The 18,283-nt window shown below is 64.6% G+C and carries 15 protein-coding genes and 1 pseudogene; 10 read left to right on the forward strand and 6 right to left on the reverse strand.

The genetic code is table 11. From position 1 onward, the window contains the following. Positions 1–36: 36 nt before the first annotated feature. The gene (locus OKW38_RS36985) at positions 37–2,622 is read right to left on the reverse strand and encodes an adenosylcobalamin-dependent ribonucleoside-diphosphate reductase (protein ID WP_429365350.1); all 2,586 of its coding nucleotides are present in this window, start codon (positions 2,620–2,622) and stop codon (positions 37–39) included. Positions 2,623–2,905: 283 nt separating this feature from the next. After that, a complete protein-coding gene (locus OKW38_RS36990) occupies positions 2,906–3,193 on the reverse strand; it encodes a DUF3331 domain-containing protein (protein ID WP_013091570.1) in 288 nt (95 codons plus the stop codon). Positions 3,194–3,536: 343 nt separating this feature from the next. Here OKW38_RS36990 and OKW38_RS36995 point away from each other — a divergent pair, with 343 nt between their 5' ends. Further along, positions 3,537–4,631, forward strand: a complete 1,095-nt coding sequence (locus OKW38_RS36995) for an AI-2E family transporter (protein ID WP_090806004.1) — start codon at positions 3,537–3,539, stop codon at positions 4,629–4,631. Between the two features lie 57 nt (positions 4,632–4,688). On the opposite strand, the pseudogene OKW38_RS37000 reads toward OKW38_RS36995, so the two are convergent. Together OKW38_RS37000 and OKW38_RS37005 are read right to left on the reverse strand one after the other, a co-directional pair. Next, a pseudogene (locus tag OKW38_RS37000) lies at positions 4,689–5,568 on the reverse strand (alpha/beta hydrolase). Between the two features lie 212 nt (positions 5,569–5,780). Next, on the reverse strand, positions 5,781–6,890 hold the full coding sequence (locus OKW38_RS37005) for an OpgC domain-containing protein (protein ID WP_429365351.1): 1,110 nt from the start codon (positions 6,888–6,890) through the stop codon (positions 5,781–5,783). 211 nt (positions 6,891–7,101) lie between these two features. Here OKW38_RS37005 and OKW38_RS37010 point away from each other — a divergent pair, with 211 nt between their 5' ends. The 3 genes from OKW38_RS37010 (at position 7,102) to OKW38_RS37020 (ending at position 9,969) form a co-directional block, all read left to right on the forward strand. Next, entirely contained in the window at positions 7,102–7,344 is a 243-nt protein-coding gene (locus OKW38_RS37010) for a hypothetical protein (RefSeq protein ID WP_143037192.1), read from the forward strand. A 73-nt stretch (positions 7,345–7,417) separates the two neighbouring features. Next, positions 7,418–8,596, forward strand: a complete 1,179-nt coding sequence (locus OKW38_RS37015; protein WP_429365352.1) for a porin — start codon at positions 7,418–7,420, stop codon at positions 8,594–8,596. A gap of 428 nt (positions 8,597–9,024) precedes the next feature. Then, a complete protein-coding gene (locus tag OKW38_RS37020) occupies positions 9,025–9,969 on the forward strand; it encodes a peptidoglycan DD-metalloendopeptidase family protein (protein WP_429365353.1) in 945 nt (314 codons plus the stop codon). A gap of 250 nt (positions 9,970–10,219) precedes the next feature. Here the strand turns inward: OKW38_RS37020 and OKW38_RS37025 are convergent, their stop codons facing one another. Further along, positions 10,220–10,618 carry a hypothetical protein gene (locus OKW38_RS37025; RefSeq protein WP_429365354.1) on the reverse strand — a complete coding sequence of 133 codons (399 nt, stop codon included), beginning with the start codon at positions 10,616–10,618 and terminating at the stop codon, positions 10,220–10,222. A gap of 361 nt (positions 10,619–10,979) precedes the next feature. Here OKW38_RS37025 and OKW38_RS37030 point away from each other — a divergent pair, with 361 nt between their 5' ends. The 5 genes from OKW38_RS37030 (at position 10,980) to OKW38_RS37050 (ending at position 17,040) form a co-directional block, all read left to right on the forward strand. Continuing rightward, entirely contained in the window at positions 10,980–11,435 is a 456-nt protein-coding gene (locus OKW38_RS37030; protein ID WP_018420878.1) for a (2Fe-2S)-binding protein, read from the forward strand. Between the two features lies 1 nt (position 11,436). Next, positions 11,437–13,689, forward strand: coding sequence for a molybdopterin cofactor-binding domain-containing protein (locus OKW38_RS37035; RefSeq protein ID WP_429365355.1), 2,253 nt, complete (start codon positions 11,437–11,439; stop codon positions 13,687–13,689). Positions 13,690–13,706: 17 nt separating this feature from the next. Next, a complete protein-coding gene (locus OKW38_RS37040; protein WP_429365356.1) occupies positions 13,707–15,011 on the forward strand; it encodes a c-type cytochrome in 1,305 nt (434 codons plus the stop codon). 273 nt (positions 15,012–15,284) lie between these two features. Continuing rightward, positions 15,285–16,622, forward strand: coding sequence for an MFS transporter (locus tag OKW38_RS37045; protein WP_429365357.1), 1,338 nt, complete (start codon positions 15,285–15,287; stop codon positions 16,620–16,622). Between the two features lie 103 nt (positions 16,623–16,725). Continuing rightward, positions 16,726–17,040 (forward strand): cytochrome C oxidase subunit IV family protein, encoded by a 315-nt coding sequence (locus tag OKW38_RS37050; protein ID WP_429365358.1) that lies wholly within the window; start codon positions 16,726–16,728, stop codon positions 17,038–17,040. 1 nt (position 17,041) lies between these two features. Here the strand turns inward: OKW38_RS37050 and OKW38_RS37055 are convergent, their stop codons facing one another. Then, positions 17,042–17,608 (reverse strand): hypothetical protein, encoded by a 567-nt coding sequence (locus OKW38_RS37055; protein WP_184069325.1) that lies wholly within the window; start codon positions 17,606–17,608, stop codon positions 17,042–17,044. A gap of 257 nt (positions 17,609–17,865) precedes the next feature. On the opposite strand from OKW38_RS37055, the gene OKW38_RS37060 reads away from it, so the two are divergent. Then, positions 17,866–18,225, forward strand: a complete 360-nt coding sequence (locus tag OKW38_RS37060; RefSeq protein ID WP_260336501.1) for a hypothetical protein — start codon at positions 17,866–17,868, stop codon at positions 18,223–18,225. Positions 18,226–18,283: the final 58 nt, after the last annotated feature.

The following is an 18,283-nucleotide window of genomic DNA, read 5'->3' on the forward strand; positions in this document are numbered from 1 at the left end:
GTTTGGCCTCCGGGCCAGCGCGCTCCTCGCCTCACACTACCCGCACGCCCCCACCTCCCCACACGCGGTACAAAAATCGCAGCCGTCCTTGCGAATCACCGCATTCGCGCCGCACGAAGCGCATTTGCGTCCGAGCATCGTGTGCAGTCCTTGCGTGCCGTTCGGCTGCAGCAAGGTGTCGGCGCTATCCGCTGGATTCGGACGGATGCCGAAATCGGCGGACAGCGCCATGTCGGTTTTCATGTGCCCGCGCGGCAAACGCGCGAGCATCCGCGACGCGACCTGATTGCCCTCGGCGTCGAGAAAGCCGCGTCGATACAGGATTTGCTGGATCGCGAACGCGAGCGCCGCCACTTCGGAATCGTGCCAGCGCGGCGCGCGATGACCGTCGAGACGCTGCACGTCGCCAAGCCGCACCTGTCCGCGATCCCATGACACCTTGCGCATATCCTGCAGATTGCGCGCGACGAAGCCGCCGCGCGCGGCCAGCGACAGCGAACGCATCGTCGCGGTGATCCACTGCTGCGACTCGTCGCGCTGACCGGTCGGAATGAAGAACTCGATCGGCCGCTCGATCGTCACGTCCTCGCCGCCGAGCCGCCCCGTCACCTCGATGAAGGACGCCGCGACGTACAGCGACTTCTTGCCCGCCTGGGTCAGATACTCGACCTTCTCGATGATCGCCGGCAACTCGCCTCTGGGCCGATGATCGATCGCGATACGCAGCGGGTCCTGGTCGATCTCGGCGAGCGTGTCGTCGGCCTGCGCGGGCGTCACGCTCAGCACCGCGCCGAGCGTGTCGTTGGGGCGATAGGTGGCAAGGCCCTTCAGCCCGCTTTTCCATGCATCGAAGTAGAGGCTTTCGAACGCGTCGAACGGATAGTCGGCTGGCACGTTGACGGTCTTCGAGATCGACGTGTCGACGTATGGCTGGACGGCCGCCATCATGTCGAGATGGTCGCGCGCCGACATCTGCAGCGCGCTGACGAAATAGTCGGGTAGCCGGCTCACGTCGCCGCCGAGCTCGCGATAGAGCCGGTACGCGTAGTCCTCGACGTCGAACGATTCGCGGCCGCCGTCGGCCATCACTTTCACGCGCGTATAAGTCCACGAGAACGCCGGCTCGATGCCGTTCGACGCGTTGTCGGCGAACGCGAGGCTCACGGTGCCGGTCGGCGCGATCGACAGCAGGTGGCTGTTGCGAATGCCGTCGCGGCGGATCGCCTGCTGAATGTCATCGGGCAGGCGCGAGGCAAACGTGCCGGCTTCCAGATAGCGCGCGGCGTCGAACAGCTCGAACGCGCCGCGCTCCTTCGCGAGTTCGACCGATGCGCGATACGCCTCGTCACGCATCAGCCGCGCGATGCGCACCGCGAAATCGCGGCCTTCCTGCGAGTTGTAGCGCAGGCCCATCATCACGAGCGTATCGCCGAGGCCGGTGAAGCCGACGCCGATGCGCCGCTTCGCGCGCGATTCGTCGTATTGCTGCGGCAGCGGCCACAGCGTGACGTCGAGCACGTCGTCGAGAAAACGCACCTGCGTGCGGGTGCGCCGCGCGAGGCCGTCCCAGTCGAACGAGGGCTGGCGGCCCTGCAACTGCGCAAACGGATCAACGACGAAGCGCGTCAGATTGAGCGGCCCCAGATTGCAGCAGCCGTACGCGGGCAGCGGCTGCTCGCCGCACGGATTGGTGGCGCGGATCGTTTCGACGGCGCGCAGATTATTGTCCTCGTTCATCCGCGAGATGAACACGATGCCGGGCTCGGCGACGTCGTACGTCGAGCGCATGATGCGGTCCCAGATCGCGCGCGCCGGGTGTTCGCTGTAGACCCACAGGCAGTCTTCGCGCTGCCGCACGTCGCCGGCCGCGCGCAGCGCCGGCGACGGCTCGGCGCGATGGACCAGTTGCCACGCCTCGTCGTTTTCGACCGCGCGCATGAACTCGTCGGTGACGCTGACCGACACGTTGAAGTTGTTCCAGCGTCCCTTCGAATGCTTGGCCTCGATGAATTCGAGCAGGTCGGGGTGGTTGCAGTCGAGCACCGCCATCTGCGCGCCGCGCCGCGAGCCCGCGCTTTCGACGGTACGGCACGACGCGTCGAACACGTCCATGTAGCTGCACGGACCCGAGGCGGCCGAACTCGTGGTGTGAACGCGCGCGCCCTTCGGCCGGATCGCGGAGAAGTTGTAGCCGACGCCGCCGCCGCGCCGCATCGTTTCGGCCGCCTGCAGCAGCGCCACGTAGATGCCGGGCAAGCCCTGTTCATCGACGCCCTGGATCGAATCGCCAACCGGCTGCACGAAGCAGTTGATCAGCGTCGCGGCGATGCCGCTGCCCGCCGCGCTCATGATGCGGCCCGCGCCGAGCGCGCCGTGGCGCATGTTGTCGACGAACTGTTCCTCGACCGACGCGCGCAACCCGGGCGGCTCGGCCTCGGCAACGCCGCGCGCGACGCGGCGATATACATCGTCGGCCGATTGCTCGTCGCCTTTCGCATACTTTTCGAGCAGCACGTCGAGAGAGAACCGCTGCGGCGGGATTAGCAAAGCGGGAGGAGCGGAGGAGGCGGGAGGCGTGGAAGCGGCGTTGGCCGCGCGGGTTTGCGGCGTGTCTTCTGCCATGATCGTCCCTCAAACGGCGTCGCGGCGCGCGCGGCGCGGTGGTGGAAGGCGCGCGGCCGGCACCGGATAGCGAGCCGGCGGTCGGGCGGGCGCAACGAGTCCACCTTAACGCACGAGGCGCGGGGCGGCAACCGGCAGCGGGGCCGGCGCGGCGCCGCATCGTGCGATGCCGCGGCCGCCGGGCACGCGCTCGCTAAGGGCACGTGGGCAGTAGGGAGATCGCCCCCGGAACAACGGGTTGAAACCCGCGCTTAGTGCGCGGGACTCGGGAACGTTCCGTGCGTCAGGCCGCTTCAAGCAGCGGTTCGAGGATTTCCGCGCAGATCATCGCGGACGCATTCGACGGCGCCGGGCGCTCGGCCGGCTTGAACACCGGGTCACCGCGACGGATCTTGCGGCGCGACACCGCGCAGGTGCCGGAAGAATGCGCCGAGCGACGGCGCCAGCGCTGCTCACCGTAGTGGCAGCGGCCCGGCTCGACCCAGCGGATCACCAGCGTCGTGTCGGAGCTCTCGAGAATTTCGATGCGTACGCCATTGCTACCGTCGAGGGGGATGGACTCCAGGGTCATCATCGGCTCCGTGTTGTGGAGTGCCGAATGTAGTCCCGCGCGCGCCGGATAGCTATTGTGTCACCGTTGAAACACCGTTCCGGAATTAGCAATAATCAGACTTGACATTAGCGATTTGCCGAAATGACAGGCGTTGCAAGCATTTCTTATGTATTTTTTTAATAAGGCATATTTTTGCAACGCTGTGTTGCCTGTGGCGCGACGAGGCGGGCGGCCGGGAAAGAGGCGGCAACGCTTCCTTTAAGATGTCGAATGTCGGGCGGCGAACTGAGCCGTCAGTGTAGCGGGTTTGAATTTTTCAGGTCGGCTCGCGCGCACACCGTTCAAAAACACAAGAGTTCACATGATTCCACGCCCTCCCGCCGTCCCCCCCAACTCTCCCGAAGCGTCGTCCGTCGCCGCCGAGCGCCTGAAAAAGCAGAAGGCCGCATCGATCGTGCTCTATATAGGTCTCGCCCTGCTCGCATTGTGGGTGGTGCGCGATTTCATCGTGGTGGTGGCGTGGGCCGGGGTCGTCGCGATCGCGCTGTGGCCGCTGCTGCACAAGGTGGCGGGCAGCCACTGGTTCAAGGGGCGCGCGACCTTGCTCGCGACGGTCTTCACGCTGGTGATCGCCGTGCTCGTGCTGCTGCCGGTCGGGCTCGGCATCGCCCAGGCGCTGCGCGAGGCGCACGAGCTGAACGACTGGTTCCGCAGCGTGCAGGAGAACGGCATCGCGCTGCCGGACTTCATCAACCGTCTGCCGTTCGGCGTGCAGCAGATCACTTCCTGGTGGCAGGCCAATCTTGCTCAGCCGCTGCGCGACTCGGCCGCGATGAAAGGCTTGCACAGCAATACGGTGATGACGCTCGGCCGGCTTTTCGGCGCGCGCGCCGCGCATGCGGCAATGGTGTTCGCGTTCATGCTGGTCACGCTGTTCGTGATTTTTCAGGCGGGGCCGCGGTTGTCCGGCTCGCTGCTGAAGGCCGCGCGACGCGGTTTCGGCGATAGCGGCGCGGACCTCGTCGCGCATATGGGTACCGCGGTGCGCGGCACCGTGTCGGGGTTGATCGTGGTCGGCGTCGGCGAAGGCCTGCTGCTTGGCGTCGCCTACTTCGCGACTGGGCTGCCGCATGCGGCGCTGCTCGGCTTCGTCACGGCGATCGCCGCGATGCTGCCGTTCTGCGCGCCGATCGTGTTCGGTCTTGCGGCGCTGTGGTTGCTCGTGCAGGGCTCGATGGTCGCGGCGGCCGGGCTGCTGGTGTTCGGCGCGGTCGTCGTGTTCGTCGCCGAGCACTTCGTGCGGCCTGTGCTGATCGGCAATTCGACGCGCCTGCCGTTTCTGCTCGTGCTGTTCGGCATTCTCGGCGGCGCGGAGACGTTCGGGCTGCTGGGGATTTTCATCGGCCCCGCGTTGATGACGGTGCTGATGGTGCTGTGGACCGATCTCGTGGAGTAGCGCGGGCGTCGAGGGACGCGGGGCTGGGCGGCCGTGCGCCTCGCGTGCCGCGCCGGCTCAAGGGCGCTCATTCGACGGATGCTCCTGCGCCGGCGGCTTCACGCAGCCGAGCGTGTATTTGAGCGCGGCGGGCAACAGCGCGCTCCACACGTCCCACGTGTGGCCGCCGTCGATGATGCGCAGCGCCGCCGGATTGCCCGCGAGCCGCAGGTGCGTGTACAGCAGCGAGGCGTTGGCCTGGATGTCGAGGTCGTCGTCGCCGGATGCGATGAACATCGGCAGGCGGTACGCCTGGCTCATGTAGCGGTCCCACTGCGCCGGATAGTTGAGCTCGTGCCACACTTGCGGATCGAACTGGCGCTCGCCGAATACGCCGACCCGCCGCGCCGCCGACGCGCGCGGCGGCTCGTTCGCGTAGATCGCCGGACTGAGCAGCAGCGCGCCGCAAAACATCTCGGGCTGCGTCAGCGCGTAGCGCAGCGCGCCGAAGCCGCCCCATCGACACGCCGCCGATCATCCGGCCGCCGCGCTGCGTCGCGACCGCGTAGTGCGTTTCGATCTCGGGCAGCAGATCGTCGAAGAACGCGCTCTCCATCTTTTCCTTGCGGTCGACGTACCAGTCCGTGCCGCCTTGCGGCATCACGATGACGACCGGGGCAATCTCCTTGCGCTTGATCAGCGTGTCCGCGGCGTTCTGCAAATGACCTTGCGTGAGCCAGTCGTTGGCGTCGCCGTTATTGCCGTGCAGCAGGTAGAGAACCGGCAGGCGCGGACCGTCCGCGCGATAGCCGCCCGGCAGGTAGATCGTGTAGTTCCAGTCGCGGCCGAGCGCATCGGAATGGAAGCTGCGGCTCGCGACCGTGCTCGCGAACGCGAACGCGGGCGCGCCGACGGCGCAGGCAAGCAGTGCGAGGGCGAAACTGAGGAATCGACGCATGTCAGTAGGGAAGGCCGGCGGGCGCGGGACTCGCGCGCGGCCGTCATGCTATCAGCATTGGCGCCAGATTTGAGATGGAAAGCGGCGCAGAGAAGGACGGCGCTTTATGCGCGCAAAGTTCTTCGGGCGCCAAGGGGACGTCAAGTGCCCCGAAGATCGCGACGCGTCAGGGACGCGCTCGAAGGGCGCTCGAAACGTTGCCGAAAAGTTCTTCAGCCCGACGTCCGCAGCCGCCCGTCCACGAGCCGCCCGACGACCCGCTTCAGCGGTTCCACGGCCAACGCGACGGCAAACAGCGCGCCGACCGCGGCCGCATCGGCGAGCAGTCCGAGCGGATAGTTCAGGTAACCATCGGTCGCCGCGTAGAGCAGCGAGTCGATCACCAGCGAAATCACCGCGCCGGCAATGAAGCACAGCAAACCCTGACGCCCGATCACGCCGACCCACGGCAGCCGCCGCGCGACCTTCTTCGCCCAGCCGAGCTCGACCAGATTGGCGACGAGCCACGCGATCGCGAGGAAGTTCCCAGCGCGCAGGTAGGACAGGTTCTGCTTGAGGCTCGCGGCAAGTGGCGCATCCAGCAGAACGAGCTTGTAGTACGCGGCGCCCACGACCACCGCGAACGCCAGCACGCTGACGAGCCACCCGGATCGATGCGCGCTGGTGCGCTGATACACCGGCTGGCAGCGCGCGAGCACGCCGAGCACGAACATCAGTTGCCACGCGAACGGGTTGAAGTCCCAGTGCATGTCGGGCGCGGCGGGAAGGTACTGGCTGACCGCCGGTGCGCCGGCCCACAGCGCGACGCTGCCGGCGACCAGCAGCCAAGGCTTGCTGCGCGCGAGCGGCAGGATCGCGGGCACCAGCAGCGCGAACAACGCGTACATCGGCAGCACGGACGCGAGGTACGGCTGGCGGCGTAGCAGCACGATGTCGCGCAGCGCGGCAAGCGGCGTGTCGATCAGGTCGTCGAGATCGGTCGTGGCGAGATTCGGCCCGTCGATGCTGAATGCGGTTAGCACCGCGCTGACCAGCAGCATCAGCCCGGCGGTGACGAGAAACGCGCGATAGATCTCGAACGAGCGGCGCAGGAAGCGGCCGCGTGCGATCGTCTCATTGCGCCGCTCGGCGAGCGTCGCATAGGCGGTGGCGGTCGCGAAGCCGCCGAGGAACACGAATACTTCGGCGGCATCGCACAGCGCGTACGCGTGCAGCGTCACGCGCGACAGAATGCTGCCGCCGATGTGATCGACGACGATGATCAGCAGAACCAGTCCGCGGAAAAAGTCGAGCTCGATCAGGCGGGAAGATGACTTGGCCATTGTTTGCGTCAAAAGCAGCCCCGTGCGACGGCGCGCTGATCCAGCGCGGCGGGCGTCTCACAAGGCTTTTTAATATGGGATTCGGTGCTGCGGCGGTGAGGTGATCCGTGCCGGCGTCGCCTGTGGCCCATCTCGCCACGCTCGACCGGTATCGCAAGGCGGCCGTGTCAGCGGGCTGTGAAGATGACCTTCGCGGTGACGCCGAGTTCCGTTGCATCGCAGCAAGGCGCAGGATTATATTTCTTTTCATGACAATGACGCAGCGAGACGGGCAGCAGCGGCTGCTGTTTACCTGAAGCGACGTTACGAAAAAAGAGGCAGCAACACGCAGTGGAGAATTAGCAACATTCTCGATGCTTGGCGCATCCACTCATGGACGCCCGGACGATGTCATGTGAGGATTTCCGGAAAAGCGCAGCCATTGGAGCAGTCTTCAGAACTGCTGGAAAAGTGACGAGAATAAAGAGCAAAGAGAACAAAGCGGCCGGATCGAGTTGTCCTATCACTCGCGGTGCAGGGAGATCATCATGAACAAGCAAGTGTTCGCGCTGGCTGTCTCCATTGCTGCGTCTGCCGTTCTTGCCGCGCCTGCCGCTGCGCAGACTAGCGTCACGCTGTACGGCGTGATCGACGAGGGCATCAACTACACGAACAATGTCGGCCACGGCCATGTTTATGAACTCGCCAGCGGTCTTGCGCAGGGAAGCCGCTGGGGCCTGAAGGGTTCCGAAGATCTCGGCGGCGGCCTGAAGGCGATCTTCCAGCTCGAGAATGGTTTCGATCTGAATTCCGGGCGGCTCGGGCAGGGCGGCCGCCTGTTCGGCAGGCAGGCTTTCGTCGGACTCAGTTCAGAGGCGTACGGCACGCTGACGGTCGGCCGGCAATACGACTCGGTCGTCGATTATCTCGCGCAGACCACGGCCAACGGCAATTGGGGCGGCGAGCTGTTCTCGCATCCGTACGACAACGACAACACCGACAACACGTTCCGCCTCGACAACACCGTCAAGTACACGACCCCGTCGATCTCGGGCTTCCAGTTCGGCGGCACCTACAGCTTCAGCAACGACACGAACTTCGCCAACAATCGCGCCTACAGCTTCGGCGGCCAGTACACGTACGGTGGGCTGCTGGTCGCGGCCGCCTATCTGCAGGCCGACAATCCGGGCAACGGCTCGAACGGGGCGATCACCGCGAACGACGCCGGCTTCGTCGCGACGCGCCTGCGCGTGTTCGGCGGCGGCATCACCTATACGTTCGGACCGGCGACGGCGGGCTTCGTCTATAGCAATTCGAACTACCTGGAGCCGACCGCAAACGGCTATCTCGGCATCGAGCCGCTGGTGCCGCTCGTGCCCGTCACGCCGCCGGGCGTGCTGCTGAATTCGCTCAAGTATCAGAACTTCGAGTTCAACGGCAAATATCAGATTTCGCCGGTGCTGTTCGTCGGCGCGCAGTACGTGTACACGATGGAAACCTACGACGCATCGAACGGCGGCGTGAAGCCGCGCATCCATACGTTCGGCCTGATGGCCGACTACAACCTGTCCAAACGCACCGACCTCTATCTGCAGGGCGCCTATCAACAGGTCACCGGCGATTCCACCCTATCGATCCTCGATTTCGCATTCATCCCCGGCACGCAGTCGCCGTCGTCGACGTCGAAGCAGGTCGTCGTGCGCGCGGCGATCCGGCATAAGTTCTAGTTCGCTGCCCGTCAAACGCAGATCGGCCAGCCTTCGGATTTCGAAGGCTGGCCTTTTTTGCGCCCCTCCGACGCGACGCGTGGCTATTCAAGTTCGCCTCGCGCCTGCCGATAAGTCGAATGTCAACAAGTCTGAACGCGCCGCGGCGAAGCGGTGATGTGTGCGTCGTTGGCGTCCCAATACACGTGCGGTCGTAACGCGGAAATACGGCTCGTAACGTCTGTATCAGAGTGTGTGGGGCAGGCGTTTCTATTAAACGACACTTTAGAATTCCGCGAGAAATTTGATCGGCAAGCAGGCAGGAAATGAGCGCCATACGAGGCGGCTTCGCCGTGCCGTCGGGAAGGCCGCGCGGCCGAAGATCGCGCACCTCGTCCGCGGCATCGGGCTATCCGGATTGCGCATTCATAGAGCAGGAGTCGAACAGGATGAGAAAGCGTTTCGACAGAACGTTATTGGCCAGTCTCGCTGGCGCGTGGGTTGCGCTGGCCGTCAGCGGTTGTGCGAACGTCGGGCAGCCCAATGCGCAGAACGGTGCGGCAACCAGCGCCAATGCGGCGTCCGGCGTGCCGGCGGCGAATGCGACGGGAGCGGCGTCCGGCGACCCGGCGGCAGTCCCGCTGTCGATCGACGCCAGCGATAACGCGCCGCTGAAAAAATCGCCGCCGCTCGTGTATCGGGTCAGGCGCGGCGACACGCTCGCGCGGGTTGCGCAGCATCATCACATCAGCGTCAAGCAGTTGCAGGCATGGAACGGGTTGAAGGCGTCGGCGCGGCTGAAGCCGGGGCAGGTGCTGCAGGTTGCGTCGCCGGAAACGGTGCGCGCGGTGCAGGCGGCCAATGCGGCGGCCGCCGCGAAGGCGGCGGCGCAATCCGCGGCGCAGCGTGCGTCACAAGCGACAGCGCAAACGTCGGCGCAAGCTTCGACACAGTCCGCCGCGCCGGCTGCGGATGCCACCGCAGTGCGCGAAGTCACGCAGGAAACCCGCCGGCACGCGAGCAGCGTGACGCTCGCGTGGCCTGCCGCGGGCAGCGTCGTCGAAGCGTTCCAGCCCGGCGAAACACGCGGCATCGAAATCGGCGGCAACGCGGGCGATCCGGTGCGAGCCGCCGCCGACGGCAAGGTGATGTACGCGGGCACCGGACTGAACAGCTATGGCAGTCTGATCATCGTCCAGCACAACAAGGATTTTCTGACCGCGTATTCGCACAACCGCAAGCTGATGGTCAAGATGGGCGACATTGTCCGCAAGGGACAGCAGATCGCGGAGATGGGCGACGAGAACAGCTCGCGTGTGTCGGTGGGGTTCGAAGTGCGGCGCGACGGCAAGCCGGTCGATCCGCTGTCATATCTGCCGCAGGGGCGCGGCTGAGCTTCCACGTTCCCGGAAAAGCTCACCTTGAATTTATTCAGCTAAACCAGGTAATTTGATCGACCGCGCATTCCGGCGGTCGACGAATCGTTGCAAAAGTACCTTCACGTCAGAGCATTCCGCTCGATCTGCGCAAGAATACCGACGATCAACCATGCGGCCTCGATCCGCAGCCGTTTATGAACGGTGAGGCAATGCAGGAGCCGGCAGGCAGCGCACGCGCCGCCGCCGTGCCTGGTGCGAATCGCCGTTACGTCGTTTGCCCTCCGCGCAGCAGCCGCGATACCTCGCCGTGGTAATGCAGGATCGCGGGATCGGCAGGCAAGAGCGGCAGATAACGCGGCAGGAAGTGATTGTGCGGTTGATCGGGCGAGAACAGGCCGACCACGGCCTCGGCGGTCGCGAGACGGTCGCCGGCCTCGGCTTCCGCGTCGTCGAGAACTTCGTCGACGCTCGCGATCACCGTCGACAGCGGCGTCAGCCAACGAAACCCCGAGCCGTTGATCAGCACCTGCAGGAATGCCGCCGGCGTTACCGGGCCGAACTCCTTTTCGTACGCGGCGCGTTCGTGATCGAGAATCGCCTTGTGCAGCGCAAGCAATGGTCGGCGAATGTCCGTGAGGAATTGAATGCATTGCGGGTCGTTCATCGGCGGCTCCAGCGGCTGAGGTGATTCGACGGAATCGTGCGTCGCAACACCACTCGGTGCGATGCAGCGGGTCGCGCGATCACGCTAACGGATCGATTCGTCGATGGTAACGCATCGCTCCAGCCCACACATGCGATCCACCGCGCACAGCATGCGATGTGCCGCCTGACACCGCCAAAGCGAACTTCTTTCGACACGACTACAATCGGCCGGTTTTCTTGCGACACCCGCTCGCTCACAGGCCGCATTTCATGGCTTATTAGCGCGACACGCCGAACAAAACCGGTGCATGTCGGCGGTCTGGTGCGGTGTCGCGATCTAAACCGCGTGACCACAACAACATCCCCATCCGGAGCCGCTCATGACAACGCTCAATATCAACGGCGAAACCCATACCGTCGATGCCCCGCCCGACATGCCCCTGCTGTGGGTGCTGCGTGATCTCGTCGGGCTGACCGGCACCAAGTTCGGCTGCGGCATCGCGCAATGCGGCGCATGCACCGTGCATCTCGATGGCGTCGCGGTGCGCTCGTGCGTGTTCCCGGCGGCCGCGGTCGGCGACCGCAAGATCGTCACGATCGAAGCGCTCGGCGCCACGCCCACGGGCCAGAAAGTGCAGCAGGCCTGGCGTGAGCTCGACGTCGTGCAATGCGGCTACTGTCAGTCGGGGCAGGTGATGTCGGCGGCGTCGCTGCTCGCGCGCAATCCCAATCCGAGCGACGCCGACATCGACGCCGCGATGGCGGGCAACATCTGCCGCTGCGGAACCTATCACCGCGTGCGCGCGGCGATCAAGCACGCCGCGAAGGGGGCCTGACATGTCCCAGGGATTGCTCGATGCACAGAACGGCGCGCAGCCGGCTGACACCGACACGCGGCATGCGCGCGGCATCTCGCGGCGCGGCTTCCTCAAATTCGGCGTGACGGTCGGCGCCGCGGCCGGCGGCGGTCTGCTGCTCGGCTTCAGCATGCCGGCCGCGAGCCAGGATCAGAAGGCGGGCAAGAGCGTGATCGGCGGCGATGCGAACGAGGCGCCGCAAAGCGGCGTGTTCGCGCCGAACGCGTTCATCCAGATCGACAACGCCGGCAAGGTCACGCTCGTGATACCGAAGGTCGAGATGGGTCAGGGCGTCTATACGTCGATTCCGATGCTGATCGCCGAGGAACTCGAAGTGCCGCTCGGCACGGTCATGCTCGATCACGCGCCGCCCAACGAAAAGCTCTTCATGGACCCGCTGCTCGGCGGCCAGTTGACCGGCGGCTCGACGTCGATCCGCTTCGCGTGGGAGCCGATGCGCCGCGCGGGCGCGACTGCGCGCGTGATGCTGATCAACGCGGCCGCGCAGCAGTGGCAGGTCGATCCGGCGAGTTGCCATGCGCAGGCCGGTCAGGTGATCCACGCGGCCAGTAATCGCAGCGCGAGCTATGGTCAGCTCGCGCAGGCCGCCTCCGCGCTGCCCGCGCCGCAGAACGTGCCGTTGAAAGACCCGAAGGACTTCAAGCTGATCGGCACGCCGGTGAAGCGTCTCGATTCGCCGGAGAAAGTCGACGGTACCGCGCAGTTCGGCCTTGACGTGCGCTTGCCCGAGATGGTTTACGCGGCGATCGCGAACTGTCCGGTGTTCGGCGGCACGCTCGCGAGCGTCGACGATACGCATGCGAAGACGATCCCCGGCGTGCGCGAGGTCATCAAGCTCGACAACGCGGTCGCGGTGATCGGCGCTCACACGTGGGCCGCGAAGCGCGGCCTGCAGGCGCTCGACATCAAGTGGAACGAAGGCGCGGGCGCGCAGTTATCGATGAAGCGCATCGTCGACGATCTCGCGGCGGCCTCGCAACATGGCGGCGCGGTGGCGCGCAAGGACGGCGACGTCGGCCGCGCGTTCGGCGATGCGAAGTCGCGCGTCGACGCGGTCTACCAGCAGCCGTTCCTCGCGCACGCGACGATGGAGCCGGTCAACGCCACGGTCCACGTGCGCGGCGACGCCTGCGAAATCTGGCTCGGCTCGCAGGTGCCGACGCGTGTCGTCGATGCGGCGGTCGCGGTCACGGGCTTGCCCGCCGACAAGATCATCGTGCACAACCATCTGATCGGCGGCGGCTTCGGACGGCGGCTCGAAACCGACATGGTCACGCAGGCCGTGAAGGTCGGCAAACAGGTGTCGACGCCGGTCAAGGTGCTGTGGACGCGCGAGGAGGACATCCAGCACGACATGTACCGGCCGTACTACTACGACACGATCTCGGCCGGGCTCGACGCGAACGGCAAGCCGATCGCGTGGCAGCATCGCATTGCCGGGTCGTCGATCATGGCGCGCTTCGCGCCGCCCGCGTTCAGGAACGGGCTCGACCCCGATGCGGTGGAGGTCGCCGCCGATCTGCCGTACGACCTGCCGAACCAGCTGGTGGACTACGTGCGCGTGGAACCGCACGCGGTGCCCACCGCGTTCTGGCGCGGCGTCGGCCCGACGCGCGGCACGTTCGTCGTCGAGAGTTTCATCGACGAACTCGCCGCGCACGCGAAGATCGATCCGGTGCAGTACCGGCGCGATCTGCTCGGCAAATCGCCGCGCGCGTTGAACGTACTCAACCTGGCCGCGCAAGCGGGCAACTGGGGCAGCGCGCTGCCCAAGGGGCAAGGGCGCGGCATCTCGGTGATGCACGCGTTCGGCAGCTTCTTCGCGATCGTCGTCGAGGTCGCGGTCGAGCAGGGCGAAGTGACGGTCAAGCGCGTCAACTGCGCGGTCGATTGCGGGATGTTCGTCAACCCGAACACGATCGAAGCGCAGGTGCAGGGCGGCATCATCTTCGGCATCACGGCGGCGCTTTATAGCGAGATCACGATCAAGGACGGTCGCGTCGAGCAGAACAACTTCACCGACTACCGGATGCTGCGCATCAACCAGACGCCGCCGATCGACGTGCATATCGTGAAGAGCGGCGAGGCGCCCGGCGGCATCGGCGAACCCGGCACCGCGGCGCTCGCGCCTGCGCTGACCAACGCGATCTATGCGGCCACCGGCACGCGGCTGCGGCAATTGCCGGTTGGCCGCCAACTGCACAACGCCTGACGCGAAAGGAGCCCGACATGAAAAAAATGCTGAAGGGTCTTGGCGCGGCGCTATGCGTCGCATTGCCGTTTATCGCCCAGGCGCATGCTGATGCCGCAACTGCGTCAGCCACCGGCGCAGCCGATCAAACGCTCGTGCAACGCGGCGCTTACCTCGCTCAACTCGGCGATTGCGCCGCCTGCCACACCGCGCCGAAAGGCAAGCCGTTCGCCGGCGGCCTGCCGATGAACACGCCGATGGGCCGCATCTACGTGACCAATATCACGCCCGACGCACGGACCGGCATCGGCGGTTACACGCAAGCCGACTTCGCGCGGGCGCTGCGTGAGGGCGTCGCGAGAGACGGCCACAACCTGTATCCGGCGATGCCGTATCCGTCCTACGCGAAGGTCGACGACGACGACGTGAAGGCGCTGTACGCGTTCTTCATGCACGGCGTCGCGCCGGTGCAGCAGGCGAATCGCGAGTCCGACATCAAGTGGCCGTTGAACATGCGCTGGCCGCTGATGTTCTGGAACATGGCGTTTCTCGAGAAGGGTGCGTATCGCGACAAGCCGGGCAAGGACGTCGCGTGGAATCGCGGCGCGTATCTGGTGCAAGGGCTCGGACATTGCGGGTCGTGTCACACGCCGCGCGGTGTTGCGTTCCAGGAAAGTGCGCTCGACGAAAGCGGCAGCGCATTCCTGAGCGGCGCGCTGCTCGACGGCTGGTTCGCGTCGAACCTCACGGGCGAGCACAACACCGGGCTCGGCCGCTGGAGCGACGAGGATCTGCGCACGTTCCTGAAGACCGGCGCGAATCGCCATGCATCGGCGTTCGGCGCGATGACGAGCGTGATCAACAACAGCACGCAAGCGATGAGCGATCAGGACGTCGCGGCAGTCTCGACGTATCTGAAGTCGCTGCCGCCGGTCGGCGGCACCGGCGCGGCGGCCTATACGTACGATCCGCAGGCGACGAAGGTGTCGCTCGATCGCCCCGCGAACGATGCCGGCGCACGCGTCTATACGGCGTATTGCATGCATTGCCACGGCGTCGACGGGCACGGCTTCGCGCCGATGCTCGCGCCGCTCGCCGGCAATCCGAACGTGCTCGCGAAGGACGCGTCGTCGCTGATCAACGTCACGCTGAACGGCACCGGCGATCTCGTGATCGACGGCGTGCCGTCGCCGTTTCCGATGCCCGGCTTCGCCGCGGTGCTCGACGATCAGCAGATCGCCGATGTGCTGAGCTTCGTGCGCGCTGGCTGGAACAACGGCGCGCCGGCGGTCGGTGCGGCGGAGGTGGCGAAGTTGCGGCAGTCGACGCAGGCGGGGCGTTGATCGGCCGCTAAGTGCGGCGCAGAAGCGCGCTTGCCGACCTCGCGCCGTATCAGGTTGTGGGCCAACCGACGGCAGCTATCATCGTGGGACGGCACACCGCGCCTTCGTCGATGGACTCGCCGTCGGCCAATGCCGACATTTGCACCACGACCGATACAGGCGCATTGGTCCTATGGGAGTCCCCGTCGTGTTCGAACGGCTCTCGGAATTGGCAACGACCTTCGTCCGCCGTGCGGCGTCGAAGTCTCTGCGCGAAGCTGATGGACTTCCGACATGACCCTATCCAGTCAAGCCCGAAACGTGTCGGTCACACCGTCGGCTTCTCGCCTGTCGACGCTCAGTCACATACAGATCGCGTCGCTGTGGTTTGCGCTCTTTACCCAATGGATGACGGTCGTTCCGGTGCTCGTGCCGGCACAGGTCGCCGATATGCTCGGACGCGATGCCGCGTTGAAGGAAGGCGTGGCCGGCTCCGTCATTGCGTCCGGCGCATTCATTGCGATGATCGTGGCGCCACTGGCCGGCGCTCTTTCGGATCGCTGCTCTGCAAAACATGGACGCCGGCGACCGTTTCTCGTCACCGGCGTGTTCGGCATTGCGGTTGCACTGGTATGGCTTGCTTCATTCAACGGCGGGGGCAGCGTGGGGATGTATACCCTCGCGTTCCTGCATCTCCAGTTCTGGTGGAACTGGGCGGCGGGGCCGTACGCCGGGCTGGTGCCCGATGTCGTGCCAAAACAGGAAACCAACCGCGCGAGCGCGTGGCTCAACGTGATGACCGTGCTCGGCACGATCACTGGCAACGTGGTGCTCGTTGTCCTCTATTCGCCGGGCCACCTGTATCCTACGGTTGCCGCGTTCATTGCGATCATGTTGCTCTGCCTTTGGCTGACGATTCGCGGCTCGCGCGAGCCGACACCTGTCAGATCCCGAGAACGGTTCGAGCTCGTCACGTTCATGCGCTCGTTCTATCTCGATCCACGCCTGCACCGAAACTTTTACTGGGTGCTGGTAACCCGTCTGTTCGGCAACATGGGAATCTGGTCGATCTTCGCCTTCATGTTGTACTACCTGCAGGACGTGATCGGCATTCGTCATCCGACCAGTCTCCTGAATGGGCTGCTTGGCGTCGGCGTGGTGCTAGCGATCCCGGCCAGCCTGCTGGGCGCATGGCTCGCCGACCGGCACGGTGTCGTTCCCGTCGTCCGCCTGACCAGCTGGATCATGGCCGGAGCCGCGATTGGCTTTGTCCTGCTGGCGTTGCATCCAAACCTGTTGCTGGTGATCGCGGTCGGGCTGGTTTTCTGCGCCGCTTACGGAACCTATCAAGCCGTCGACTGGGCACTCGCGCTGCAAGTGTTGCCAGACGATGCGTCCAGCGGCAAGGACATGGGCATCTGGCAAGTGTCGATGGTGCTACCGCAGATCCTCGGCCCTGCCGCCACCGGGTGGATGCTGTCATGGGTCAAGGCGTTTGCCGGTGCCGGACCCGCCTATGTCGTCGCGTTCGTCGTCGCAGCGGGGTGGTTCGTGCTCGCGGCGTGGTTCGTCTCGCGCATCAAGATTGCTTCCCGGCAGCACGTATCCACCGGGGTCAGCGGGCGATCATGAGATGGCGCTCGCTCGCGCATGGCGGTCTGATCCCGGAGATGCTCCGACTTGAACTCCAGAAAACCAAATGTCGGCAGCGAATCGGCAGTTTCGCGTCGAGCCGTTGCATGCATTGCGTCTGGGCGCGTGGAATAGCGCGATCAACCTGTTTATCGCAGTGGCAAAGGGGTTGCTGGTGGCGATCTACTTCATGGATTTGCGCCGTGCCTCGCCGATGCTGCGCATCGCGGAGGTCACCGCATTGCTGGCATTGGGCCTGCTTTTCGGCTTGAACGGTACCGATTATTCGACGCGAACCATTCACGTCTCGCCTCGGCAGGCGCCGGCCGGGCCGCAAGATGCTGGGGCGGCCGGGGCATCGGGTCGTCAGCTTTCTGGTGCTGCGGTCGGCGCTCCGTGCGACGCGGGCCGATGCTGAATCAGCCGGCCGATCGGTAATGGCGCGCTCGTTCGGCTAGGCGCGCCTTCAATGCCGACGTTTGTCGGGAAATTTCCATTGCGGCCGAGTGTGCGCGGTCGAGGCACGGCGTCGTGTGATCGACTCTTTTTTCATGAGCCGTTAGGTACAGGACATTCTTGAAGTTTCCCCAGAACAAGTTCATTTCGCCGTGGAGCATTTCAACGTCGTCGTACAGAGACGGCTCGTAAAGCCCACAGATCATTCGCAGTTCATCGGTTTCCTTGCGGATAGACAGGTAGCGCTGATCATATTCATATTCGCCCATTTCAGCGCGCCAGTTGATATCTATGCTGTCTTGTGAGAACTCTCGACCTATGGCGGTCAACTGCCGATGCACTGTAGCCAGTCGCTCAAGGGCAAGAGCTTTCTCTTTCTCGCGCAACTCGCCATTCCGTTTCAATGTCTCCTGCTCGATCTGAAAGCGATGATTGCTCCGCTGCGTCTGCATCTGGATAACGGCGGTGAGAGCGCCGCCGAGCAAGGCGGCCGAACCAGCAACGATCGACGAAAGGATCGCGGTATCCATATTGAGTGAAAGAAATATTGAAAAGTGAACTGGCGGATATGGACGCATCATGGACAAAGTACTAATCGGCGTCAATCAATAACGGCACAGGCGGCTCGATGCAATCATTTTAGTCCTGTGCCAGCAAGAATGTGCCTGAAACCTTCAGAATTGTGAAAGTCTGTCAAAACTGCGTTATCTCAATTTAAAGTCGTTGACCGTGTCGTTTTTTAGATGGTTAATTCGTCGGGTGTTTTCTGGAAAACAGCAGAGGTCAGATGGAGCAGCAGAAACAGGATGAAACCGGGGGTAAGGAAGAGTGCCAGCTTTGCCGTATCACCTATTCAATCTACTCAAACTTCCCGCCAATGCCGTCCGCAATTGCGCTGAACGCCGAAACCGGCGAATGGTTTCCGTTCGATAGGCTTCGGTCGTATTCAAACGGCTACGACATGGCCGAGGCCCTCGGTTACGCGTGGGCATGCGATTGTCGCGGACGCTCCCCTGATTCCGCGCAGAAAAAAGGCCCGTTATCGATCCACCGCGCAACGCCCCGGTCGGCGCTTCCGCAGTCGTCTATCTGTCTCGAATGCATGATCCACGCTGCCGGGCAAGGCGCGATGACCCTGGAACGCTGATGATTCCCACCTCTGTCCAATGAACAGCTTCGCCAGTATGGGGAACGGCACTTTAGTG

This window comes from Paraburkholderia sp. MM5496-R1 (genome assembly GCF_050436205.1).
GTDB lineage: Bacteria > Pseudomonadota > Gammaproteobacteria > Burkholderiales > Burkholderiaceae > Paraburkholderia > Paraburkholderia tuberum.